This is a genomic window from Mammaliicoccus sp. I-M35 (genome assembly GCF_022386455.1).
In the GTDB taxonomy this organism is placed as follows: Bacteria; Bacillota; Bacilli; order Staphylococcales; family Staphylococcaceae; genus Mammaliicoccus; species Mammaliicoccus sciuri_A.
In genome coordinates, this window is the sequence record NZ_JAJNIL010000012.1 from 12,876 (window position 1) to 37,769 (window position 24,894).

The window sequence follows — 24,894 nt, forward strand, 5'->3', positions numbered from 1 at the left end:
CATGCATAATCTTATTTACAAATACTACTTAAATATCATCGAAACCGTAAAAATCCGTAAGTCTTACGAAAATAAGTTGATTTTTATTGCAAAACATTTCAAAATGTACAGATTCATTCAACATTACATAATGTCGAAACCGATTTTCGACATTTTCTACTAACTTTGTTGTTGGATCCTTTGCACCTGTATCTATTAGCAATTTTTTTACAGTGAATTTTTCATTTGCTCTCTTACTTAACGCTTCTTCTAAACATTTCAAGAACCATTCTCTGCCCATGTTACCTAACCTCTTCAGCACGTTGATCTATGTCAGTTTGAATTGATAAAAAATTATTTGTTTTTATTTCCATCTTCTTTGCCTCCTAGATTAATTACCTTTGAAAAATCTTAACTATTATATTTTCCGCTTCACCTTCTTGTAACTGGCATAGCGTGAAATGTTCTTCAAGATACATTTCAAGTAAAATGTTAATAGCATATACTTCCTCATCGTAAATATCGCCATAGACATCTTCACCAACCATATCCAACAAGTCGTATATTGAAAATTCAGTTTTACTTGGCAACATCAAAGCCTGACCAATCAAAAGAGTAATTAAATTTTTACAATCACTTGTTATTGTGAATTGTGTAGTATACTTAAATTGCTCTCCTTTTATGGTTTCAATTTCTATGTGATGAACTTTCTCATCATGGGTATAAACTTCTTTCATTACATATGTTTTCATTATAAAAACCTCCTAAGAATTATACTCAAGCATTAACTTAAGTTAGATATAATATATATCCATATAGGAAAGGCAGTTTCCATTTAAAAAATAATAAATGGAATTACTTTGAGCAAAATAATTGACAAAATTTGAGGTGTTTGATATGGAGTTTAAAATTAAGCAAGTTGCCGATAATAATTATATATTTCTAGGATATGTATTAGACTACTGTAGGGTATCATTAAAAACATTGGATATTGATAAATCTTTAACTATTTCTATAAAGCAATTAAATAAGGGTGAGAGTTTTAGTGAGTATACTTTAAATGGGATTGTAATATATATTTATGACGAAGATATTGAATCAATAATTAGATGTAGTAGTTCAAAGGTTGCTTATAAATTATTAATCCGCCGTGTTTTAGATTCACTTTATGATGCTTTAGAAGCTGATTTAAATAAAGAAACTAAAATGAATCTTTGGAATAATTTCGAACGATCAACACTCGATTTTTTCAAACATAAATTTTTTGACAGCGAAATAGTAACTCTTCCTAGAATGATGTTTGAATATGATTATATGAATAAGCATTCAATGAAAGATATTGAGAGTAAAAAAGAACGAATCCATAAGATTAATTTAGTCTATAGGTTTATTGGAGATGTTAATACTCCTGCATATTTTGACTTTTCAGATCAAACAGTTAAAGATGTAGAAAAAAATGAAGATGATATTAACGAAATTATTGAAGAGCTTATTAAAAGTAATATACAAAAGATAACGGAACTGGAATTACCCGAGCCTATTAAGTTAATAAATTCTAATTTAGAAAATATAAATCCATCGAAATACAAACCTGAATCTATTTTCGCTTTAAATAATATTATGCATTATATTGATAAAAGCTTTTATGAAATCGTCGGTGCTGATATGCACTTCCAATTAGCTGATGTTAAAAACTTTGCAGCAGATAATATTCATTCTTCTAATCAAGAGTCTATGGGAAAGGGAACTATTTATAATAAATTTACTCCTAGAACATTTAATTTTCACGAATTCGTAATTATTTCAGCTATAGCTACTTTTTACAAAAACCCATACATAAAAATGATGGATTTAGGAAAGTTTTCATCTCACAAAGCTGAAGATTATAAAACACTTAAGAAAGATTTAATTAATATACCTATACTAATGAGCAACTTCATTATAGATAAAAAAATTGCATTTGCTGATGACTTAACTGATTTCATATGGACAAAAATAGAGGGAACAGTTGATATTAATAAACAAAACGAAGTTGCAAGTCTAATTGATAATATTTTTAGTTTAACCTATACTCCTTTAAACACAAAGAAACATTATAATGCCGTTCAAACTACATTTGATATTACGGATAGATTAACTTATATCATTAGCAATACTTCTAAATATAATAATTTCATAAATTATGATGATTTAATAAACAGTATAATAAACTCAATTAATAATTGGATAAATAATCACAACAACTTCATCCAACAAATGGAAAGTGATGTAGCATCATTAAATTTTGTATCAGATAAATATTACTTAGACATATTTGAAGCCAAAGAGCTAGACAATGATTTTAATAATGATGATGATAGTCTACTTAATTCAATGACTTCTTTTAAGTCATTATTAGATAATCTAACTAATAAAGTAGATGAAAAGCTAGTTTGTACTCTAATTACAAAAACAATTAAGAAACTTTAATAATCAACTTTATGTAAACCACGAAACCTCTTAAAAATAATTAATTAACATATTAAAATGAGACTTATTGTAATAGTATAGTATGTCTTTATTTATAATTATTTAATTATGTGGTTTTGTGGTTTTAAATCTAGTTAGCTTTTATTTATTACATCTCCGTAATCAGACTTTAAATATGTACCTTCCAATGAATATTTCATACAATAACCCTCTTTTTTTAGTAGTATTAAGTATTTTTGTTACTATTCATGTATTAGAAAATAGCGAGAGAATGAGAGTTAGTGTGGATTGAATTGTTAAAATAGAGTAAATGTAGTGAATGATGACTTATTCGTTATTTATATTTATAATGCAGGTATACAGGAAAAATTTTAGGAGTGGAATTATGAAACTAAGAGTATTAGAGGTTAGTGATCTACCTTTTGTTCATTAATTAAACAATGAATATTCTATTATGTGTTATTGGTTTGAAGAGCCTTATGAATCTTTAACGGAACTTCAATATTTATTTAATAAACATTTATTAGATAAATCCGAAAGACGCTTTATTGTAGAAGATGAGAATCAAGTAGTCGGTATTGCTGAATTAGTAGAAATTAATTACATCCATCTTAATTGTGAAATACAAGTAATTATTAAACCTGAGTTTAGTGGTAATGGATATGCAAAATTCACATTTGAAAAAGCAACAAGTTATACATTCAATATTTTAAACATGCACAAGATTTATCTCTATGTTGATACAGATAACGAAAAAACTGTGCATATATATGAGTCACAAGGATTTAAAACAGAAGGATTACTCAAAGAGCAATTCTATACTAAAGGTAAGTATAAGGATGCATATATATTATGTCTTTGTTAAAATCTGAATATGTTTTATAGTATAAATAAAACCACCTATTCCTTTAGGTGGTTTTAATTTTCAAAAATATTTGATTGTATTGTGGAAATATTTAAATTAAAAAAGACCACCAATTAATTTTATTAAAAGTCAATAAATAATGTAGAGAACTTAATATATCAGTATCTTTTATATAATGTGCAACATTATAATAAGCATTAGTTGGACAATAGAAGATTGTCAATAGACGATCTTCTATTGTCGTTTCCAGACCATAATGTGTAGCACTTTATTCTTAATGCCTTCTAAATACTTTACTATGGTACTATGATGATAAATAGTTCTTCAACTAACGGGCCATTTAACGGAATAAGTGATGAAAACTGAATTGAAAACTTAGTCTGTATGTGGTAAAATGTTTCAATCAAGATTAGGAGGCATTAATTATGAAGTGAAATGAATGTAACAGGGTTCAATTAAAAGAGGGAAACGTATCATTAGCCCTATAAACTGCGTCTACCCTCATTATTGGAGGGCGAAATGTGAATACGTCTTATTCACAATCAAATTTACGACACAACCAAATTTTAATTTGGCTTTGCGTTCTATCTTTTTTTAGCGTATTAAATGAAATGGTTTTGAACGTCTCATTACCTGATATTGCAAATGATTTTAATAAATCACCGGCGAGTACAAACTGGGTGAACACAGCCTTTATGTTAACCTTTTCTATTGGAACAGCTCTATATGGAAAGCTATCTGATCAGCTAGGCATTAAAAGGTTACTCCTATTTGGGATTATAATAAATTGCTTCGGATCGGTAATTGGGTTTGTTGGACATTCTTTTTTTCCCATACTTATTCTGGCTCGATTTATTCAAGGAGCTGGTGCAGCTGCATTTCCAGCACTCGTGATGGTTGTAGCTGCGCGCTATATTCCAAAGGAAAATAGGGGTAAAGCGTTTGGTCTTATTGGCTCCATAGTAGCTATGGGAGAAGGTATCGGTCCAGCTATTGGTGGAATGATAGCTCATTTTATCCATTGGTCTTATCTTCTGCTCATTCCAATGATGACAATTATCACTGTTCCGTTCCTTATTAAATTGTTGAAAAAAGAAGTAAGGATAAAAGGTCATTTTGATATTGTAGGAATTATACTAATGTCAGTGGGCATTGTATTTTTTATGCTGTTTACAACATCTTATAACATTTCTTTTCTGATCATCAGTATTCTGTCATTCCTGATATTTGTAAAACATATTAGGAAAGTAACAGAACCTTTTGTTGAACCTGCACTGGGGAAAAATATTTCTTTTATAATTGGTGTCCTTTGTGGAGGACTTATATTTGGTACAGTAGCAGGGTTTATCTCTATGGTTCCTTACATGATGAAAGATGTACATCAACTAAGTACTGCTGCAATTGGCAGTGTGATTATTTTCCCTGGAACAATGAGCGTTATTATCTTCGGTTACATTGGTGGATTACTTGTTGATAGAAAAGGTCCATTGTACGTGTTAACCATTGGAGTTACATTTCTTTCCGTTAGCTTTTTAATTGCTGCCTTTTTTTTAGAAGTAACACCATGGTTACTGACAATTATATTAGTTTTTGTTTTTGGTGGGCTGTCATTCACCAAAACAGTTATGTCTACAATTGTTTCAAGTAGTTTGAAACAAAAGGAAGCTGGTGCCGGAATGAGTTTGCTTAATTTTACCAGCTTTTTATCAGAGGGAACAGGTATTGCAATTGTTGGTGGTTTATTATCTGTACGCTTACTGAATCAGAAGTTGCTACCTATGGACCTTGATCAATCCACTTACTTGTATAGTAATATGCTATTCCTTTTTACAGGAGTCGTTGTCACTAGTTGGCTGATCACCTTGAATGTATATAAACGAAGACAAATTCAATTTAAAAGTTGAATACCAGAGATAAATTAAATGACTTCTAGCTTTCTTAAGCAATCGGGCGCGTTAGTTGAACAAGATAGTTAAAATAGCCTTGTTAAATTATTTTTAACAAGGCTATTTTTGTATATTATTAATGTTCTATTTGAACTGCTCAAATTGGTTAGTTACCCATCGCTCTTGATTTTCTGCAACGTATTTTTCAACTGCTATTAATCTATTTGCCAATTCCTCTTTCGAAAGCTGCATATACCTCTTTTTAGCGATGCTTACATCACGTTCAGACGAAATTCTTCTTAAAGATGCTTCGTCAAATATAGAAGGTATTACAGGATTTTTACGTGTGTTTTTTACTTTATACGTTCTGCTATGCTTTTGATAATAAGAATGTAGTTCCCCGTTTCGTTTAATCGTATTTTGATGGATGCCTTTTCCTTTTTCATCAAATGCTTTTGAGTGCTCACTAATGTTGTGATATGTTACAGGAATCGTTTGTTCTAATAGAAAATCAATTGTTTGAATACCGATAGTAAGTGAACGCTCTTTACGTTGCTTATGTACTTTATGGAGCCATTGCCGCTTATCTGAATGGGTTAAGCTTTGTTGCTGTTTCATAATGACGTTCCTTTCTATATTGTTTTATCAAGTCAATCTCTTTTAATTCGATCTTAGCTTGCTTCGCCATTTCTTTTGCTTTACGAACTTCAACTTCTAATCCGATACTCTTAAAGCGTTTCTCCATATCTTTTGATAATTGAATAACTTCTAAAAGTTCATCCTCTTGGTCTGGTTCAGGCACTTTTGCTTTACAACCTAGACATTGCATTTTAATTGGACACACGAAATCAGTTACGCACGTACCACCTAATACTTTGTTATACACCCCAACCTTTTCAGCATGTTCATCAAATTGCTGTTGCAGCTCTTTAGGGCTTCTTAAATACGCATCATCAATATCAACATAGCTTGAAATAACATCATGTAATTCACTTACTGATTCAGAGATTTGTGATGGCGTCGGTTCGGAGTAATAAGATGTTACATTCAAATCCTTTTGATGTAACATCTTTGCTACAATATCAATATTCACGTTTTGTCGCTGGACTGCTTCTGTTGCAAAAGCATGGCGTAAAAGGTGCGTCTTGATTGTTACAGGCTTACCACTCTGTGTTTCAAAAACCAATCCATGAAGAAGAAATTTAATGCAACTATATATAGTTTCCTTTTTCATCACCTTACCTTCGTATTGAAAATAATAGGGCATAGGTTTAGGGAAAAGATGCCTTCTAACACCTCTATATAAATTACTCGGTATTTTCTCGGTAGCATAATGCTCTTTTAACAGTCTTGCTACGGTTTGAATATGCTCCATAGTCTGTTTGCTTATATAAAATTCTTCTATAGAATCTCGTCCCTTAGGGATAACTTTAAATGAGAAATGCAACTTCTCTTTAACCTTTTTTATAAGGATACATTCTTTCGTATTACTGATTTGAAGTAATTCATTAATTCTTGCACCAGTGGTTGTTAAAATATCCGTAGCCAATAGACCAAATGTGCAAGCGGCGTAAAATGGCTCTACATCAATCAATAAACCTTGTGCTTTGTATTTGTTCAAAGCTATAAAAAGTGACGGTGTTAAAATGCCTTTATGGCTAGATGAAAATGGAGTAGGATTTTGCCCATGTTCATTTTCGTAGCCCCATAAAGATAAAACCTTTAGAATACGCTCATGTTCTTCAATTGGTCTATTTTTAAACCAATATCCGAGAACATTAAATTCAATCAATTCGTTAAACCAGAGACCTTCTCCTTCTGATTCACCCTCAAGTGATTCCGCACGAATAAATTCTAGGAAATAAGCATTATTTTTATCAGAATAAGTTAATTTCCTCTGAGTTGCTTGCTTTATAACACTTTTCGAAAAATGTGTCTGGTGGTGCAATACAAAGGATGGTTTATCCCATAAACGAAAATGAAATCGCTCTCCGATACGTTCAGGTTCATCATAAAAAAATTCAATTGGCAGTGATAATGATTTAGTTTCTACCTCTTGTATTTGTTGATGAAAGGCTTCACGTAGCCTTTTCATTTGATTCCATCGTAAGTTTGCTTCTGCACGTATCGTTGGAAGCATTGGCACAATAGCATCTGTTTCGTCTTTACGTATAACTTGAGCGTGTTCTAGTGCTAACTTTCGGAATGAAAAATCTCTTGAATCAAATGTGGTAGGTTGCAATAGAAACTTTTTATAATATTCTTGTTCCTCAAAAGATAAGTTGTTATAAACCCATTTCTTTGTATGGTACTCAGCTACACTATAGCAGCGCCATAAATCAAACCTTTTGTTGTTAGAATCGTTAGGAAAGATTTCACTCTTCAAATATGAATATAAATGAACATTCACATCGAAATCTAAAAGTCTAGTAATATTAAAATTAGTAAAAATATCTTTAAATCGTGTGTTTAAGGTCCCGATGATCCGTTGTGTAGTGCCGACATCCTTTTTTTGAGTTGTTTCAATTAATATAATTAATAAAAGGTGATTCTTCCAATCAAAATTTAAGCAATTCCTATTAAGGTAGATAAAAAGCCGTTCATCTACCTTGTCGATTAAAAACTCATTTCGGCAATTTTGTAGGCACATTAGCTTTGTATCCATTTTACCAATCCATTTATCATACCATTCCGTTGATGGTCTTAGTTGCATTGTGTCAGCCAATTTTATTCCAACCCTTCTAATAGTTCTTGTAACTCTTCATCAACCAATTCAATATTTGTTGTTTCGATGACTGTTGGCATTAGTTTTCTTGAGGATTTACGTTGTTTGGTGTATTCTCGCTCTCCTTGTGCCATTTGTTCCAGCATATTTTCATGAGCTTCACGATGTTTTGCTTCGTCAAAATGATGTTCATATACATTCATGGTATCTGGATTTTTCCATTTCATGTATTTAATTAATTCATTTTTACGCTGTTGAATTTCAGCTTCATTTTTTGAAACATTATAGATTTCTTTTAGGCGGGAAGTGACAAACCAATGTCTTGCTTTATGTGGATTTAAACTCATTTCATTGACAATCATTGCTCGATTCCAATGATAGTACCATGCGTGATAAGTAAATGGTGTGCCATTTGCAGATAAGAAGATTGGTGCATCATCAGGTAATTGGTCAAATTCTAAATGGTTTTCATCATAGGATTTTCTCTCGGTGTATATATAGTGAAACAATCGCTTGACTGTATCTTTACTAAAACGTAGGAACTTGATCTTCCTACCATGACTCCCTTTGTTAAACGTACTGACCTCTTGATGACTTTTACGCTGACGATAATCTCCAACAGTTAGTTCAATAATTTCCGATGCCCTTGCTCCCGTTTCGAATAGCATACGAGCTACGATCATTTCACGTTGCGACCAATTTACTTTTTTCCCTGCTTGATAAACTTGATAAGGTAAATTCATATCATCAATAATTTGAGGCTGCCATTCTTCATTGATGACTTTGAAATAGGAATCTGTTAATCTTCGATGAATGATAGGGTCTTCTGTTCCTGCAACTGAAGGCATTCTAGGTTTATCTTCTCGAACACCTTTTAATTCATCTTTATAGATATGCAGAATAGCTTGTCCATCAATTAAAGGGTTATAGTATGGATAGTACCTTAAACGAATCATAGCCTTATAAAATGATTTTAATGCTGATAAAAAACGGCTTATAGTATTAGGACTTTTATTTGTTAAGTTTACAAAACGAAACGAATCTTTATCACGAATCTTACATCTCATTTCATACAGTAAGTAATCTTCAACAGCCACACGTATTTTCTCTTCTGAATCATTCCATTGGACTGGGTTTCCCTGATAGTTACTCTCTTCCTCAAGCCACTTGAAAAAGGGTAATAAGCACCTTAAATAAGATGTTGCTGAACTCTTATCAATTCTCCCTAAACAATCTTGATAATAATCTGTCAAAGGTAGAAAGGGTTGGTTATCTTTAAATACTAATAGCTGATATTTACTTATAACATGTTTTGGACAATACTCATACCAATACAATTATTAGCCCCCTTAAAAAAGAACAATTATTCCATTATAATGTTTTTTCATAGCAATTGTAAAATGTTAAACTCTTTAATAAAACAGAAAAAAAGGTAGTTAAAACAAAAGTGCACACCACTAAAGTTAACTCTTAGTAATGTGCATTTTTATAATGTGTGTAACATTATAAACAAGATATGATGTAATAAGACATCATGTATAATTACTTGTCTTTAATATTACAGAGTAGGTGGGATTAGTTACTATTTTGTAAACGCCCTGATACTCGTAATAAAAAATATTAATATGGTAACAATATGAACTATAAAAAGAAAAATTGAAAAATATCTCAAAAATTCATATAATACCTTCCAATTACCATGAATATAATTTATATTTATAGAAACAATTAGGATTGACAGTAATATCAATAAAACGCTAATTACTGTCAAAATATATAAAAACCATCTAAGTTGCTTTCTATAGCTAACTGATACAAATATAAATTTAATTAATTTATCTTCTTTCATAGAGAATATCGAGGCTACAAATGTCCCAAACAAACCTAATGTAATACTAGAAAAAATTATCACATTATTAAAGAATGAATTATAATCTAAAATGTTCTCCACTTTATCATCTCACTAATCTATTAAAAGGTTTATCTTGCAATCGATAAAAACTTACCATTCTATCATAAATACCACTTTGCGATATTAAACGCTCTTCACTAATATTTACATCGATAATGGCTTGTATTTTATTACTTATTAAGTCAATCGATTGCACACTACTATCTTCTTCTTCTCTAGCACGGACAATTAATTTTTCCAATTCAGAGCTACTATTTTTATCATAGGTATCTTTTGCAATCATATTTGTATAGGTGTTTATTATTTCTTTCATATCTTCACTGTCTATTTCAGCCGTTTTTTTATTCTCAGTTTTTAATGTTAGTTCAACTGAGTATACTCCATTTATTTCTTTCTTAAATAACTCGCGAACAATATTTTGAGCCTGCGTCCTAGATACTTGAATCCCAATACTTCTATATACACTTTGGTTTAGCGCTTTTTTGGTAGTATTTTTTTCTAAAATTGCATCTAACCTTAATTTTATTTCAATATTTAGAACTAAATCTATTAACTTATTTATAAAACCTTCGATCGCTTTTATGCCTACAGCATTAACACCCCTTTGAATTATTAAACAAGCATTTGCTGGATCATATAGACAACTTATTTTATATCCAATATATTCATCATCTTCAGCGTCTATAATTCGTGATTCTCCACTTTCTTTACTAAGTTCATATAATTGATAATCAAACTTTTCAAAAACTAAGTGAAAATATTTATTATCAAGGTCATGATTCACATAACCTAACTTTATTTTATTACCTGCATGTTCATAAGTATAAAAATAATTTGAAATTCTACTTACATATTCTTTGGGTTTCTTTTTTTTTTTTGCTTTTATAACTTCAGATTTACAATCTTTATATTGATTTTCAATAATAGTAAATAAATCTGTTAACTCATATTCAACATCATCTCTATCAAATTCTTCTTTGATTGGTCTCAAAAAGTTAAAGCGTACAATTTTATTCTTGGCCATTCCCCTTACCTCTTTCAGTGTGTGTATTTAAAGATATTATACATTTTACACAATAAAATAGAAAGAATTTTTTATAAAAAATCACAACTAACATTAGGGTAGATATTAGTTGTTAATATACATTTATATTATACCGCACATTTAGACTAACTGTTATTAGTAGATGCCGATTGAACGCAAAAATAAAATTCCCCATCACATAAAGTGACAGGGTAAATTAAGGAGTATTTTATTATGATTCACAAGCACTCAAAAGTACTTGCACACAGTAATACTACACTTTTAAGACTAGATCAAATGTTTTCTGCTTTTAAATAAGATATTTATAAAACATACGGATGACTATATATTGTGATCGTTTCATCTTCTATATTAGATATAATACGTTTTAGTTTTTTCAATTCATATTTAAAGTCCATGTTGTCCTCAATTACTTTTTCATTAACTCTTTGAGATAATTACAATAAATCATCTGTAACGTCTAATAATCGTTGATGTTTATTAAGTTTTATTCCCATGACACTATTACCCTTTCTACAGTTAACTTTTTAAATTTTATTTTTGACTGGCTATTTCCTCTTTTTTAATTACTAAAAAGAACTTACTATTTTTAATAGTTTCTAAATTTTCGATGAACTCTTCTAAGTTATCCATATTTAAAAGTGATAGTAGTTCATTAATTGTTTTCTCCCTTTTGAAACTTTTCAAATATTTGAAACGATTTTTATACTTCTCTACTTTTGAATATATCGTTGGATCCACAATTTTCCAATTATTAAATTGACTCTTAGATTTTTCTTTATTAAATAAAGTAATAAAGTTAAGAAATATGTCTGCTTCAAGAATTCCTACTATTTTAAAATCATTATCTCTTAGTATTATTTCTTCCACTTCAAAATAAAGAGTATTATAATCTAATATTCCTCTTTCATATATTTCATTTTGAATAAATGATGGGTTACAAAAATCATTTATTATTGTATAGTCTGTTTCTCTATCATCAACAGTATAGTCATATTTTATCAAGTCTTCTATAAACTCTATATTTATAGCATAAGCAATTGTGTAAACAAAAGAAAGACGAATAAAAATTCTTGTTGCATCGTTATTATTTCTATCATATAAATCTAAAGTATTTAATAACTCTTCTGAAACTTTTGCTATCTCTTTCGCTTTATCAACTTTTCTAACAACTTCATCCCAATACTTTAGCAGCCTAGTAATGCTACTGAAATCACGTCTTATATGTATGTCTTGATATTTTTTATAATCCTTATCTAGTTCTGCTAATTCTTTTTTTAACTCTTCAATAAATTCATCAAGTAGCTTGTTATCAATTATATTTACTTTTTTTATTTTTTTAATTGCGCTCATGCTACTCTTTCCTAAAAAATCAGGTATAGGTTGTAATTTAGGTTTTGGTTCTATCGGAACACCATATATAGTTCTTGCTATTTCCTCTGCAACTTGATAATCATTAACATCATCAGTCATATCAAAACTATTATTTCCTAACATGTAATTTGGTAATATTGGGTTTCCCATATCATCTTTTTCAGTAAAGGCATATAATATTCTATATTTTCCACTGTTTAAATTTTTCACATAATCATTACTTAAAATAATTGATTCCTTACCAACCCCAGCTTCACGATTATTAGCTTTATCTACATAACTTTTATCTCCAATTATTAATATTACATCGCTTTTCGTTACTGAATCCTCCATTTTTTTGTTCAAGTCTGACCCTTTTTCAAAATCCCAAATATCTAAAATTACTTCTACACCATTATTGATTAGTTCAGTTGCCATCTCCTTCACTCTATTTTTGTGATCATCATTAGTATGAGCATATGAAATAAATAATGTTTTTCTTTCTTGATTATTAGTCATTTTTAATCTCCATTCTCTATGAATTGATTAACTAATACACTAGTTAATTATTTATTTAAACTTTTTTTCTTCTACTAAAACTTCTTTGACTTTTAATTAATCATTTTTTAATAATGAGTGGTTTAGAGGAAGTAATAAAAAATTAATCTCTACTTTCTTAAATTTTGATACATTATTATTAATTACTCTGATTTACACTCTTCATATACTTACCTATTTTTTAGTTTTATTTGTGATACGCTTCTGCTTATCAGTTGATGATGCGGTTTTTAAGTAATAAGTTCATTAAAAAAATAATTGGCTTATTATGAACAACTAACAGAATTGATTCCAATTATACTACTTCACAATTTATATAGTAATCTTCAATAGATATGATTTTTAATTTTAAATTATTAACTACAATCACCTCATAATAATGGCTTTCTTCGCCTGTTAAATTACCTACATAGAAAGCTGGTGTTCCTTTTTTTACTTTTACCCGTAATTTGTAACCTTCTTCTCTTGATTCGTACCCTTTTATTAATGAAGTGTGTAAAATTCCAAGTTCAAACAAATCTACTCCATTTAAGTTTTTAGCATTTTTCTCCATTAATTTGTATATCCGAGGACTAACCGTTCTATAAGTAGTTATATCCTCTTTTACTTTATATTTATCAAATACCTCTAGAATTTCTTTGTGATCATTAGTACCACTTCTTAAATCTTCATTTATTTTTTCCCCACTACTAGCTAATATATATTCTTCAGTTGGTTGGCCGTTTCTACGTGTTTCAGTCTCATATTCAAGTACTCTATCTACATAACTATGTATATTTTCATGGGATAAATTACTATTGTCCCACTTTTCACCGACACGGCAAAAATAGCCTTTTTGTTTTAAATACCATTTTTTTAATCTAAACACAACTTAAAACCTCTCTAATTAATTATTATCTATAAATATTGTCCGTCGAATACTATTTCTTTAAAGAATCTACAGCTTTAAAAAACATTGATACGTTGTACTCAATATTGTTATGCTTTGTTTTTTTTCTAGGATAGTAGTAATTCTTATAATAATCAATTTTAGCTTCTAACATATTCTGTTCAATAGACAAAGTCGCGATTGATAATTCTTCTTTCAACGCATTTCCAAATCTTTCAATCTGTTCTTTTACATATCTGTACTTTTTAATGGATTCCTCTATCAGTTTAATTCTTTTTTGATTATCTGATTCTTTTTCGCATTCATCCACAATACGCCTAATAATATATAACCTAACAGTCGGTAATCTTATATCTATAAGTAAAATAATGACATATGATTGAATAAATGCGTTCAATCCTTCTTCAAATTCATGGCCAGTTTTCTTTTGTCCTTTAAATGCCTTCAAATATAATTCTATTAAATAAAATAATTCATTTAAAAAAGCCCATGCATATTCCTTTTCTAAAGCAACATAACTAATTAATTGATTAGTAAGATTATAATACTGAATCTCATTATGTAAATATTCCCAATGCTTCTCCATCTTTGTATATGATATTTTTCCTCCTAACCGTACATACTCATTTTCTTTTTTGGATCGATTATAGAGAATATTTGGCTTTGTAACCAATCTTTTTTGCGTCTTGTTTATATCTGCTAATGCTTTTGAGGTAATAGATGGGTCATAACTCAAATGTTCATCTACTTTCTTTATCGCAAGTAGTGATTTTAATTGTTCTTCATTTATAAATGGTTTAAGTTTAAATTCATTGTTTTGACTATTGATATACGTCATAGTATTTAAATTTCTATAAATTTTATTCATACTTCTAAATTCTGAGTCATCTAACAAATAATCAAAATTAGGGTTAAAGTGTTTTTGTATAAATGAAACTCTATGCATCTTTTGGTGTTCATTTAAATCGCTTAAACTTCTTAATAACAATAAGTCTTCATAAACCTCACCTGATATATCAAACTTTAGACAATCTACTAAACTGCCATACTTGTCAATAATTTCTTCTATCGTAGGTATCATATATACCCCCCTCCCTATTTTTTGTTCCGCGTCTAATTAAAATGCTTCATTTATGCTTATTATAGCAATCAACCATTGAGGTGTTAAGCATCTACAGTATTGCTTGACTAATAAGACTTATTTGGAGGAACTTATGATGAAAGAAAAAGAATTTTATACACTAAAACGTGCTGTTACAAGCATCGCATTTAATTTACCTGTAGGCACCATGTTTATGTATCACGATTTGAATGTGAGGGCTAATGTTTTGTGCTCGACTGAAATTCAACAAGATGTTGGTCGTTGGTTTGCACATTTTGTAAAATATACACCTAACCTTCCATTCATTGTAGTTGGAAAAAAAGGTTCATCTTTGCTCTACCTTAAGACTGCACCAAATCCGATGAATCATCAAAATAACTGGAAAGGTGGTAACAACTAATGACTAACATCATCTTTAGTGAATATCCATACTGGCTTACTGAAGATTCATGGTATGAAGTTATACCACCGAAAGGTAAAAATGATCAGCAAAAGTCAATACGCTTATCTAGTCCAATTTTAATTAAAAGCAAGTTTCTTGACCCCAAATCTGGGGTTGAGAAACTAGTTATTTCCAACGGACAAAATATTGAACGTATTGAAACATCAGATATTTTAACATCGCAAAAGTTACCTTCACTAATCATGTATGGCTTCAGCATCAATGAGAAGTACATTAAATCATTAAGCAATGCACTACAATTAATGCGCCAATCACTGCCTCTGTCATCGTTGTATACGGGTGTCGGTGTGTTAAATACTGATAAAGGTGTCGTCATTTCATTAGATGAACCATATCTTTCAAAAGAAATTACACAGTCGCAGGCGGATGAAATCATTTGTGAAACACAGTACGATCTACAACCTAAAGGCACTTTTGAAGACTGGTGGCAAATGTATCTTGATGAAGTAAAAGGAAACTTGTTACTCGAACTTGCTGTAGTGTTTGGTATTTCTTCATTAGTAACTGCGTTTTTAAAAACAAAACATGAGGTTGAATTCGCAGGTACGATTTTCTCATTTACGGGAAATTCAAGCACGGGTAAATCAACTGCAGCGGCTTTAGGAGTCTCAATAACCGGCAACCCTACTAAAGGTAGTAATACGCTGTTTAGATCATGGAATGGCACTAGAAACGCGCTTGAAGGATATCTAAGTAACAACTATGGTGTACCTATTGTATTGGACGAACTGTCATCTGCAACCTTTAAAGATACAACTGGTTTGCTCTATTCAATTGCCGAAGGTCAAGGAAGACAACGTTCTAATATACACGGAGAAGTCAAGTCACTAAAAAACTGGGGAACCTCAGTAATTAGTACTGCCGAACACAGTATTTTCAATAATAGTGCACGTAATGATGGTTTGAATGTACGTACCATTGAAATATCTGAAGCTTTTACAACTAACGCTGACAACGCAGATACTATTAAAAAAGCAACATCAGCTAATTATGGTCATATCATGCCATTAGTAGCTGAATATCTACTCAATCGTGAACAAGAAGTCATTAAATGGTTCCAAAATGAGCACCTAAGGTTCAAAACTCAACTAGAAAAGGAAACCAGCAATACAGGAATTCGGATGTTCAAACGCTATGCAACCATTACAACATCAGCACGTATATTGGAACGTGTCATTGCCACACCTGTTGATTTGAATGCTGTAAGGGACTATCTTATTAACTATCATTTAGATTCTGTTAGTGAGCGAAGCCTAGCTGATAAAGCAATTGAAGTCATTGTCCAATTTGTAGCACAAAATCGTGGTAAGTTTTCTGACGACACTAGGTTATCAACGCTTATTGAAAATTATGGAATGATTTCACTTGAAGATGATCATATCCAGGTGAAAATGATTGCCTCGGTTTTTAAAAATATGTTAAAAGAACATAATTTCCAAGATACAAATAATGTCATTGATGCACTGAGGGATAAAGATTACATCCAGTCAGACGCCAATCGTAAAACAACAAAACGTAGTGTCAAAGACAAAGAAGGCAAACCAAAAACCATCGTATTTTATCATCTTAAGCTTGATAAATCATACGCTCCTATTTTTGGTCTATCTGAAAAAAGTAAATTCAATATACCCTTATCATTTATCTCTGAACACCAACATCCAATACTACGAGACATGATTTCAAAAGCAAGAGAATGGGATAAAAACGGTGATATTGACTTTTAAAGCTTAAAATATGTTATTAAATAAATTTGCTACAACACCTATTTAAAGGTGTTGTAGCACAAATATTAAATCAATGGAGGAATTGTACTATGAATACAGTAGCACTAGCTCACGAAATTGAAGATGAAAGATTTGAATACTTAGAAAGCACACCCCTAGATACTGTGAAGGAATGCTGTAAACAAGAAGGTCGTCAAATAAGTAACACTTACACTGAGGAGTACAAGTTAATAAATGACATTTTGGAGAAAGTAATCAAACCTACGTCCATTGTTGCATATGGAGAATATGAAGATTACATTCATTTAAAAAAATTTGCTCAAAGAAGAATATCGAATTCGTTACTACTTTTGAGATGCAACTAAAGAATTGTTGTTAATACTATGAATAATGAGGTGATATACATGGACGAATTAATCATACTATTAGCCGATCTGGTTATTGAAGAAATCAATCACGCTGATGACTAATAATACCGCCCAACACCCGACTGGTGTTGGGCTTATCTATAATTTCGTTCATAAATATATATTATCTCTTTGAAAGGAGGAAATACTATGAAACGAGCCATTGGTTATTTGCGCCAAAGTACAACGAAACAACAATCACTCCCAGCTCAAAAGCAAGCAATAGAATTATTAGCTCCAAAGCACAATATTCAAAATATCCAATACATTAGTGATAAGCAATCAGGCAGAACAGATAATCGAACAGGCTATCAACAAGTCACCGAACGCATCCAACAAAGACAATGTGACGTATTATGTTGTTATCGCTTGAATCGACTTCATCGCAACTTGAAAAATGCATTAAAACTCATGAAACTCTGTCAAAAATATCATGTTCATATTCTAAGTGTTCATGATGGCTATTTTGATATGGATAAAGCGTTTGATCGCCTAAAACTCAATATATTCATGAGTCTGGCTGAACTTGAATCCGATAATATTGGAGAACAAGTCAAAAATGGACTTAGAGAAAAGGCAAAACAAGGTAAACTCATAACGACCCATGCGCCTTTCGGTTATCACTATCAAAATGGTACTTTCATCATTAATAATGATGAATCACCTACCGTCAAAGCTGTATTCAATTATTATCTTCAAGGATATGGCTACAAGAAGATTGCACAATATTTAGAAGACGATAATAAACTTATTACCCGCAAGCCTTATCAGGTACGAAATATAATTATGAACCCAAATTATTGTGGTCGTGTCATCAATCAATATGGTCAATATAACAATATGGTACCACCTATTGTTTCGGCAACGAAATATGAACATGCTCAAGCAATCCGTAATAAGAAGCAACTTCACTGTATACCTTCAGAGAATCAGCTGAAACAAAAGATCAAATGTCCTTGTTGTGACTCAACACTGACAAATATGACAATAAGAAAAAAACATACATTGCGATATTATATTTGTCCTAAAAATATGAATGAATCTCGCTTTGTCTGTTCATTCAAAGGAATAAATGCACAAAAATTAGAAGTTCAAGTCTTAGCTACATGTCAGAACTTCTTTCAAAACCAACAGCTCTATTCAAAAATTAATAATGCAATTCATCAACGCCTCAAAAAACAAAGAGTGATAGAAGCTAAAAGTACGCTAACTCAAGAACAACTGATAGATAAACTTGCCAAAGGTATGATTGATGCTGAATCATTCAGAAAACAGACTCATTTGATGAATCAAAAGCACAAAACCATATCCTCCATAAGTGATAATCAGTTACAAACATCACTACAAAAGGTTATACAGAAAAGTTTCACGTTAAACATGCTGCATCCCTATATTGATGAAATTCGCATTACAAAAAATAAAGCCCTTGTTGGGATCTATTTCAAAAATGAACCATTGAACATTGTGAACCAAACCTCGCAATCATCGATTGCTTAATCAGAAAGGATGAAAAAATCATGCAACAACTCAAACAAAAACGTGTCGGTATCTATGTTCGTGTATCAACGGAAATCCAAAGTACTGAAGGCTATAGTATCGATGGACAAATCAATCAAATTCGAGAATATTGTGATTTCAATAACTTTGTTGTTGTAGATGTATACGCGGATAGAGGTATCTCTGGAAAATCTATGAACCGACCAGAACTACAACGTTTGTTAAAAGATGCGAACGAAGGTCAGATTGATTCTGTTATGGTCTACAAAACAAACCGACTAGCACGTAACACTTCTGACTTACTCAAAATTGTTGAAGACCTTCATCGTCAAAATGTCGAATTCTTCAGCTTATCTGAGCGTATGGAAGTCAATACAAGCAGTGGTAAATTGATGCTACAAATTCTAGCGAGTTTTTCAGAATTTGAAAGAAATAATATTGTCGAAAATGTATTCATGGGTCAAACCCGACGCGCTCAAGAAGGCTATTATCAAGGCAATTTGCCGCTGGGCTATGACAAAATACCGGATAGCAAGCATGAACTCATGATAAACCAACATGAAGCGAATATTGTCAAATATATATTTGAGTCATATGCTAAAGGCCACGGATATCGTAAAATTGCGAATGCACTCAATCACAAAGGATACGTGACTAAAAAAGGAAAGCCTTTCAGTATTGGTTCAGTGACCTATATCTTATCTAATCCATTCTATGTTGGTAAAATTCAATTCGCAAAGTACAAAGATTGGAATGAAAAGCGTCGTAAAGGGCTGAATGATAAACCAATAATAGCTGAAGGTAAGCATTCCCCTATTATTATTCAAGACTTATGGGATAAAGTCCAATTACGTAAAAAACAAGTCAGTCAAAAACCTCAAGTCCACGGTAAAGGAACTAATCTATTAACAGGTATCGTTCATTGTCCACAATGTGGTGCACCAATGGCAGCTAGTAACACAACGAACACATTGAAAGATGGTACCAAGAAGCGAATACGTTATTATTCTTGCAGTAACTTCCGAAACAAAGGCTCAAAAGTATGTTCTGCGAATAGCGTTAGAGCTGATGTGATTGAGAAATACGTCATGGATCAAATACTCGAAATTGTCAAAAGTGATAAAGTCATTAACCAAGTCTTAGAACGTGTCAATCAAGAAAATAAAGTCGATATTGGTGCATTGAACCACGATATCGCTTATAAACAACAACAATACGATGAAGTCAGCGGGAAACTCCATAATTTAGTTAAAACCATTGAAGATAATCCGGACCTAACATCTGCATTGAAAGCAACTATTCATCAATATGAAACACAACTCAATGACATTACAAATCAAATGAATCAACTCAAACAGCAACAAAATCAAGAGAAACTATCTTATGATACGAAACAAATCGCTGCCCTATTACAACGAATATTTCAAAATATAGAATCAATGGATAAAGCACAACTCAAAGCATTATATCTTACAGTCATTGACCGTATTGATATTCGTAAAGACGGTAATCATAAAAAACAGTTCTACGTTACACTAAAACTCAATAATGAAATTATTAAACAACTTTTCAATAATACCCCTCTCGACGAAGTGCTCCTCAGCACTTCGTCTTTATTTTTGCCTCAAACGCTCTTTCTTCAAATCTAATATCTATGTACTGTCCTTTCGTCATTCAATAACACCCATCTAACGAATCTTTTCAACATACTAACAAGTCACAACTCAATGTGAAGCTTATATTGTATGACGAAAGAACATCCCAAAATAAAATATGAACGGGATAGCAATGGGATTTGATAAATACATGTAGGATAAGGATTACGCAAGCGTAATCCCGAAATCCCATTATTATTTATAAATAAATAATATAAAAAGAAAAAGTAAGTCGTACTGACACCACCAAATCCAAATGATATATAAATATATCGCTATATTTCCTGAGAAATGAGCGGGATAATGGGATTTCCTTGTCATATCAACAATTGTGATAATTTTCTATTGGGATATTTTCTTAATAACAATGGGATTCACAAACGAAACAAAATTTTTTTGAAGCATATATTATCTATATGGTGTATTACATGTATACATCAAAAACATTATAGGAGGTCATAACCATGACACTAGAAAAACAACTCAAAGAGTATATAACTAACTTATTCAATCTGCCAAAGGACGAAAAATGGGAATGTGAATCTATCGATGAAGTGGCAGATAATATCCTTCCTGATCAATATATCAGACTTGGTCCGCTTACCAACAAAATCCTTCATACGTATACTTACTACTCTGACACACTTCATGAAAGGCATATATACCCCTTTATCCTCTACTATCAAAAACAACTTATTGCGATTGGTTATATTGATGAAACAAACGATATGGACTTCTTATATCTTCATAACACAGTTATGCCACTACTAGATCAAAGACACTTACTTGAAAAGGAGAATTATAATAATGAATAAATGGATACACATAGCTCAGATAAGCGTCACAGTCATTACAGAAGTTATTACAATAATGAAAGATATAGAAAAGGAGAAATGAGCATGAAACGTTATATTACACGTAGTATTGCCAATTACTTGCCAGCAATGTTGCAGCAACAGTTATGGAAACTTGTAGCGCAACGCGAAAACGAACAATTCAAGGAACTAGAAGAGATTGATTACTTTCATATATTCCAGTTCAATATGCATAATAGTCAATTATATATCAAACATAAGCAAGAACGTCCAGAGTACGTAAAAATTCATAAGGCAAATTATTCAAAAGCTATCAATATTAATAAGGTCTACATTATCCGAGAAGATGATGTAGACCTTTCTTATTACGTCATGTTGTTACCTGAAGAATATTAAATAAAGGAGTTAGATAAAATGAAATCAATCAAAAGTGTATTAGAAACTGAAGCGATATTTAGTCAGGATAAAATGCATCGTTATCTTCTCAAGAAAACTTGGGATATTGATAAAGAAGTACTTACAATTATAACGATGTATCCTCATTATGATGGTGTTATCAACGTTGACCTTACAACACAACTTATTGTCAATAAAGTAGCTGAAAAAGATGAATATGGTGGCGTTAATTTTATAAATCTTTTTTCAAATATTGATACCCCCATTAATTTAAAACATATCGAAAACAGCCATGACAAGCACACTGATATTCACATTATGAAAGCTGTCAAAGAAGCCGATAGTGTTTTATTGGCTTGGGGTTCCTACGGAAAAAAACCTCTTGTGGAAAATCGAGTGAATGAAGTATTAGACATGTTAAAACCTCACAGTAAGAAAATCAGTATATTAACAAATCCTCAAACAAATGAAATCATGCATCCATTAAATCCATACGCTAGAAAGGCATGGACAATTAAACCATTAAAGGAGACTAAATAGAATGAATCAAACATGGAAAGAAGTATACCAATATTTAATGCATCAACCACACATCGATGTTATTAAAGGCATTATCGCCTTTTCATCAAACAAAAAAAATAATTCAGAATTAGATGAGCTATATTCCATTTATATGAATGATGATTCTATCACATCCATTGTTCACCCTGACTTAATAGAAAGTATAGAGCTTATCCATAATGAGTAGAAAAAGAATAGATGTTGTCAAAGTCCAAATGGTTAAAGAAGATACACTTTGGTATTTAAAAAGACGTATTGAAGAACCAAAAGACGCTGCTGATATTATGCGTGACTTCATAGGAAATGCTGACCGAGAACACTTCATTTTAATTTGCTTGAATAGCAAAAATGAACCTACACATATTGAAACCGTCTCTATAGGAACCATTAATTTTGCGGTTATACATCCTCGAGAAATATTTAAAACAGCCATATTAAGTAACGCAACGGGTATGATTATTGGCCATAACCACCCAAGTGGAGACATATTAACCATAGTATAATAAATAATAGTAGTTAAAGTAGTTCAGGAGGAGATGTTAAAGGGAGATTTTACTTTAAATAAAAATTAACAAGGTTTATAATTTGTAGTACTTAAAGTGTTTAAAGAGGGGGGCGCGTGTGAGGGTTCAAAGGATAGAAGTGGAGAATAAGCCGTATCCATTGTATTTATTACTAGATAAAGAATACCAGCTAAATGAATGCTTCTAGTAAAAGGAAAATTATCAGTCAGAGTGAGATCAGCAAAAAAATAGCTGTAATGAATGAAGAAATGCAAGGGTTTTGGGCTAATAATAGTTGGGATATAAGAAAATGTCCACATCCTTCTGCCATAGAATTAAGTAAGAATCCTGCTTTAAGAAATCGTTGGGTTCGTTTTGAACGTGTTAAAAATCTGTGGTTAAGAACAGAATTGAAATATTTTTATTTTTACCATTTAAACAATGGAATATGGAATGCAAAAACTGTCTGGATTAGAAAAGGAACAGTAATTAATAAAATGTTGGATTTTTTAGATTTAAAGTATCCCAGCATTACTTCAATTACTGAAGTTCCTATTGATAAAGCAATGACGGAGTATAGAACATATTTGACAAAACAGGGTGTTAGAATTACCACCACTAATTATAAGATTACTGCTAATCAAGAAAAAACACCTGTAAAAGCTAATTCTTACTATGTTACTAATCTTAAACAATTTATTGAGTTTTATGAGGATTTTTATTTTGATGGAGAGGAGTGGGATAAAGACGTTTGGGATAGACGAAACTTACCTTTGCCAGATGATAAGGTTAACCCAACACAATATGAATATACAATTAACTTTAAAGGGTTTCGGAATACATATTTTAAACAGCTTGTAAAAAGATATTGTAAGTTAAGATTGAACATGGATAGCTTTTCCTATGTAAGTGATATTGCCCAAAAACTTAAAGAGTTCTTTAATTTTCTGGACATAAAGTTTAAACACGTTCAGAGAGTACACCAATTAACGAGAGTGGAAATTGAAGCATATTTAAGTGAACTAAACATGATGGGGATAAAACCTAGTACAATAACTGGGAGGATCTCTATATTGGAAGGACTATTTAGTACCCTTCATAGGCTAGAATGGGATGATGTTCCTTCCAAATTATTAATTTATCCCGAGGACTATCCGAAAATACCAAGAGCAAAACCTCGCTTTATAGACGAATTCGTTCTAGAGCAATTGAACAGTCATCTTGATAAATTACCCGAATATATAGCTACGATGACTATGATTGTTCAAGAATGTGGAATGAGGATAAGTGAATTGTGCACCTTGAAAAAAGGCTGTTTATTAGAGGACAAAGATGGAGATTACTTTTTAAAGTATTATCAATGGAAAATGAAAAAGGAGCATATAGTTCCAATATCTAAAGAGGTAGTTTTACTTATTAAAGTTCGGGAAGATAAAGTTTCAGAGGAATTTCCAGATAGTGAATACCTCTTTCCAAGAAAAGATGGATCGCCATTAAAACAAGAAACATTTAGAGGCGAATTAAATAAATTAGCTTATGAGCAAAATATAGTGGATAAATTAGGCGAGATTTATAGATTCCATGCCCATGCCTTTCGCCATTCAGTAGGAACAAGAATGATTAACAACGGGGTGCCCCAGCATATTGTGCAGAAATTTTTGGGACATGAAAGCCCAGAAATGACAAGCAGATACGCTCATATCTTTGATGAAACTCTAAAAAATGAATTTACTAAATTTCAAGAAAAACTGGTTACCAATAATGGAGATGTGCTCAATCTAGATGATGATAGTGAAGTCGATGATGTAGAGCTTCAATGGTTCAAGAAAAATATAAATGCACAAGTGCTTCCAAATGGTTATTGTAGATTGCCAGTAATAGCAGGTGGTTGTCCACATGCGAATGCATGCTTAGATTGCACTCACTTCTGTACCAGTAAGCAATTCTTACCACAGCACGAAGAACAGTTAGAGCGTACAGAAGAGTTATTAACCATAGCAAAGGATAAACAATGGCAAAGACAAATAGAGACTAATAGCCGTGTTAAAGAGCGTTTAGAACAAATCATTGGAAGTTTAACGGGGTAATTA

The 24,894-nt window shown here is 31.3% G+C and carries 22 protein-coding genes and 3 pseudogenes; 16 read left to right on the top strand and 9 right to left on the bottom strand.

The window, feature by feature from the left end; translation table 11 throughout:
• Nucleotides 1-28 precede the first annotated feature (28 nt).
• Nucleotides 29-280 (bottom strand): hypothetical protein, encoded by a 252-nt coding sequence (locus tag LQ679_RS12535; protein ID WP_239705274.1) that lies wholly within the window; start codon nucleotides 278-280, stop codon nucleotides 29-31.
• A gap of 94 nt (nucleotides 281-374) precedes the next feature.
• Entirely contained in the window at nucleotides 375-731 is a 357-nt protein-coding gene (locus tag LQ679_RS12540; protein WP_204173559.1) for a hypothetical protein, read from the bottom strand.
• A 145-nt stretch (nucleotides 732-876) separates the two neighbouring features.
• On the opposite strand from LQ679_RS12540, the gene LQ679_RS12545 reads away from it, so the two are divergent.
• The 4 genes and pseudogenes from LQ679_RS12545 to tet(L) all read left to right on the top strand — a co-directional run bounded on the left by LQ679_RS12545 (nucleotide 877) and on the right by tet(L) (nucleotide 5,217).
• A complete protein-coding gene (locus LQ679_RS12545) occupies nucleotides 877-2,448 on the top strand; it encodes a hypothetical protein (protein WP_239705272.1) in 1,572 nt (523 codons plus the stop codon).
• Between the two features lie 385 nt (nucleotides 2,449-2,833).
• Nucleotides 2,834-3,333: pseudogene (locus LQ679_RS12550) on the top strand (GNAT family N-acetyltransferase).
• 405 nt (nucleotides 3,334-3,738) lie between these two features.
• Nucleotides 3,739-3,801, top strand: a pseudogene (locus LQ679_RS14950) (tetracycline resistance efflux system leader peptide).
• Nucleotides 3,802-3,834: 33 nt separating this feature from the next.
• Nucleotides 3,835-5,217 (top strand): tetracycline efflux MFS transporter Tet(L), encoded by a 1,383-nt coding sequence (gene tet(L) / locus LQ679_RS12555; protein ID WP_239763167.1) that lies wholly within the window; start codon nucleotides 3,835-3,837, stop codon nucleotides 5,215-5,217.
• 126 nt (nucleotides 5,218-5,343) lie between these two features.
• On the opposite strand, the gene LQ679_RS12560 is transcribed toward tet(L), so the two are convergent.
• The 7 genes from LQ679_RS12560 to LQ679_RS12590 all read right to left on the bottom strand — a co-directional run bounded on the left by LQ679_RS12560 (nucleotide 5,344) and on the right by LQ679_RS12590 (nucleotide 14,762).
• Nucleotides 5,344-5,817: a hypothetical protein gene (locus LQ679_RS12560; protein ID WP_092599052.1), complete on the bottom strand. Its 474-nt coding sequence runs from the start codon at nucleotides 5,815-5,817 to the stop codon at nucleotides 5,344-5,346.
• Nucleotides 5,783-7,924 (bottom strand): site-specific integrase, encoded by a 2,142-nt coding sequence (locus LQ679_RS12565; RefSeq protein WP_276649612.1) that lies wholly within the window; start codon nucleotides 7,922-7,924, stop codon nucleotides 5,783-5,785. Before LQ679_RS12565 ends, LQ679_RS12560 begins: the two co-directional genes overlap by 35 nt.
• Before the next feature lie 2 nt (nucleotides 7,925-7,926).
• Nucleotides 7,927-9,261 (bottom strand): tyrosine-type recombinase/integrase, encoded by a 1,335-nt coding sequence (locus LQ679_RS12570; protein ID WP_092599049.1) that lies wholly within the window; start codon nucleotides 9,259-9,261, stop codon nucleotides 7,927-7,929.
• 618 nt (nucleotides 9,262-9,879) lie between these two features.
• The gene (locus tag LQ679_RS12575) at nucleotides 9,880-10,860 is read right to left on the bottom strand and encodes a DUF6731 family protein (protein WP_239705270.1); all 981 of its coding nucleotides are present in this window, start codon (nucleotides 10,858-10,860) and stop codon (nucleotides 9,880-9,882) included.
• A gap of 555 nt (nucleotides 10,861-11,415) precedes the next feature.
• Nucleotides 11,416-12,753 (bottom strand): toll/interleukin-1 receptor domain-containing protein, encoded by a 1,338-nt coding sequence (locus LQ679_RS12580; protein ID WP_239763170.1) that lies wholly within the window; start codon nucleotides 12,751-12,753, stop codon nucleotides 11,416-11,418.
• A gap of 334 nt (nucleotides 12,754-13,087) precedes the next feature.
• Nucleotides 13,088-13,660 (bottom strand): ADP-ribosyltransferase, encoded by a 573-nt coding sequence (locus tag LQ679_RS12585; RefSeq protein ID WP_000489177.1) that lies wholly within the window; start codon nucleotides 13,658-13,660, stop codon nucleotides 13,088-13,090.
• A gap of 52 nt (nucleotides 13,661-13,712) precedes the next feature.
• Nucleotides 13,713-14,762, bottom strand: a complete 1,050-nt coding sequence (locus tag LQ679_RS12590) for a hypothetical protein (protein WP_000613217.1) — start codon at nucleotides 14,760-14,762, stop codon at nucleotides 13,713-13,715.
• 136 nt (nucleotides 14,763-14,898) lie between these two features.
• On the opposite strand from LQ679_RS12590, the gene ssb reads away from it, so the two are divergent.
• The 12 genes and pseudogenes from ssb (at nucleotide 14,899) to LQ679_RS12645 (ending at nucleotide 24,891) form a co-directional block, all read left to right on the top strand.
• Nucleotides 14,899-15,183 carry a cassette chromosome ssDNA-binding protein gene (gene ssb / locus LQ679_RS12595; protein ID WP_000659554.1) on the top strand — a complete coding sequence of 95 codons (285 nt, stop codon included), beginning with the start codon at nucleotides 14,899-14,901 and terminating at the stop codon, nucleotides 15,181-15,183.
• Nucleotides 15,183-16,970: a cassette chromosome replicative helicase gene (cch1, locus tag LQ679_RS12600; protein ID WP_239763173.1), complete on the top strand. Its 1,788-nt coding sequence runs from the start codon at nucleotides 15,183-15,185 to the stop codon at nucleotides 16,968-16,970. Before ssb ends, cch1 begins: the two co-directional genes overlap by 1 nt.
• Nucleotides 16,971-17,059: 89 nt before the next feature.
• Nucleotides 17,060-17,335 carry a hypothetical protein gene (locus LQ679_RS12605; protein WP_001791132.1) on the top strand — a complete coding sequence of 92 codons (276 nt, stop codon included), beginning with the start codon at nucleotides 17,060-17,062 and terminating at the stop codon, nucleotides 17,333-17,335.
• Nucleotides 17,336-17,527: 192 nt separating this feature from the next.
• Nucleotides 17,528-18,874, top strand: coding sequence for a cassette chromosome recombinase CcrA (gene ccrA, locus LQ679_RS12610; protein ID WP_000816499.1), 1,347 nt, complete (start codon nucleotides 17,528-17,530; stop codon nucleotides 18,872-18,874).
• Between the two features lie 20 nt (nucleotides 18,875-18,894).
• The gene (ccrB, locus tag LQ679_RS12615) at nucleotides 18,895-20,523 is read left to right on the top strand and encodes a cassette chromosome recombinase CcrB (protein WP_001186596.1); all 1,629 of its coding nucleotides are present in this window, start codon (nucleotides 18,895-18,897) and stop codon (nucleotides 20,521-20,523) included.
• 470 nt (nucleotides 20,524-20,993) lie between these two features.
• Entirely contained in the window at nucleotides 20,994-21,344 is a 351-nt protein-coding gene (locus LQ679_RS12620; protein ID WP_239705862.1) for an SAUGI family uracil-DNA glycosylase inhibitor, read from the top strand.
• Between the two features lie 84 nt (nucleotides 21,345-21,428).
• Nucleotides 21,429-21,740, top strand: a complete 312-nt coding sequence (locus LQ679_RS12625; RefSeq protein ID WP_000833212.1) for a DUF960 family protein — start codon at nucleotides 21,429-21,431, stop codon at nucleotides 21,738-21,740.
• 18 nt (nucleotides 21,741-21,758) lie between these two features.
• Entirely contained in the window at nucleotides 21,759-22,280 is a 522-nt protein-coding gene (locus tag LQ679_RS12630; protein WP_000836008.1) for a DUF1643 domain-containing protein, read from the top strand.
• A gap of 1 nt (nucleotide 22,281) precedes the next feature.
• On the top strand, nucleotides 22,282-22,488 hold the full coding sequence (locus LQ679_RS12635) for a hypothetical protein (RefSeq protein WP_001077283.1): 207 nt from the start codon (nucleotides 22,282-22,284) through the stop codon (nucleotides 22,486-22,488).
• Nucleotides 22,481-22,804: a JAB domain-containing protein gene (locus LQ679_RS12640; RefSeq protein ID WP_000088091.1), complete on the top strand. Its 324-nt coding sequence runs from the start codon at nucleotides 22,481-22,483 to the stop codon at nucleotides 22,802-22,804. The genes LQ679_RS12635 and LQ679_RS12640 overlap by 8 nt, the downstream gene beginning before the upstream one ends.
• Before the next feature lie 118 nt (nucleotides 22,805-22,922).
• Nucleotides 22,923-23,003, top strand: a pseudogene (locus LQ679_RS14955) (site-specific integrase); the annotation flags it as partial.
• On the top strand, nucleotides 22,999-24,891 hold the full coding sequence (locus tag LQ679_RS12645) for a site-specific integrase (RefSeq protein ID WP_002485298.1): 1,893 nt from the start codon (nucleotides 22,999-23,001) through the stop codon (nucleotides 24,889-24,891). The pseudogene LQ679_RS14955 and the gene LQ679_RS12645, both read left to right, overlap by 5 nt.
• Nucleotides 24,892-24,894: the final 3 nt, after the last annotated feature.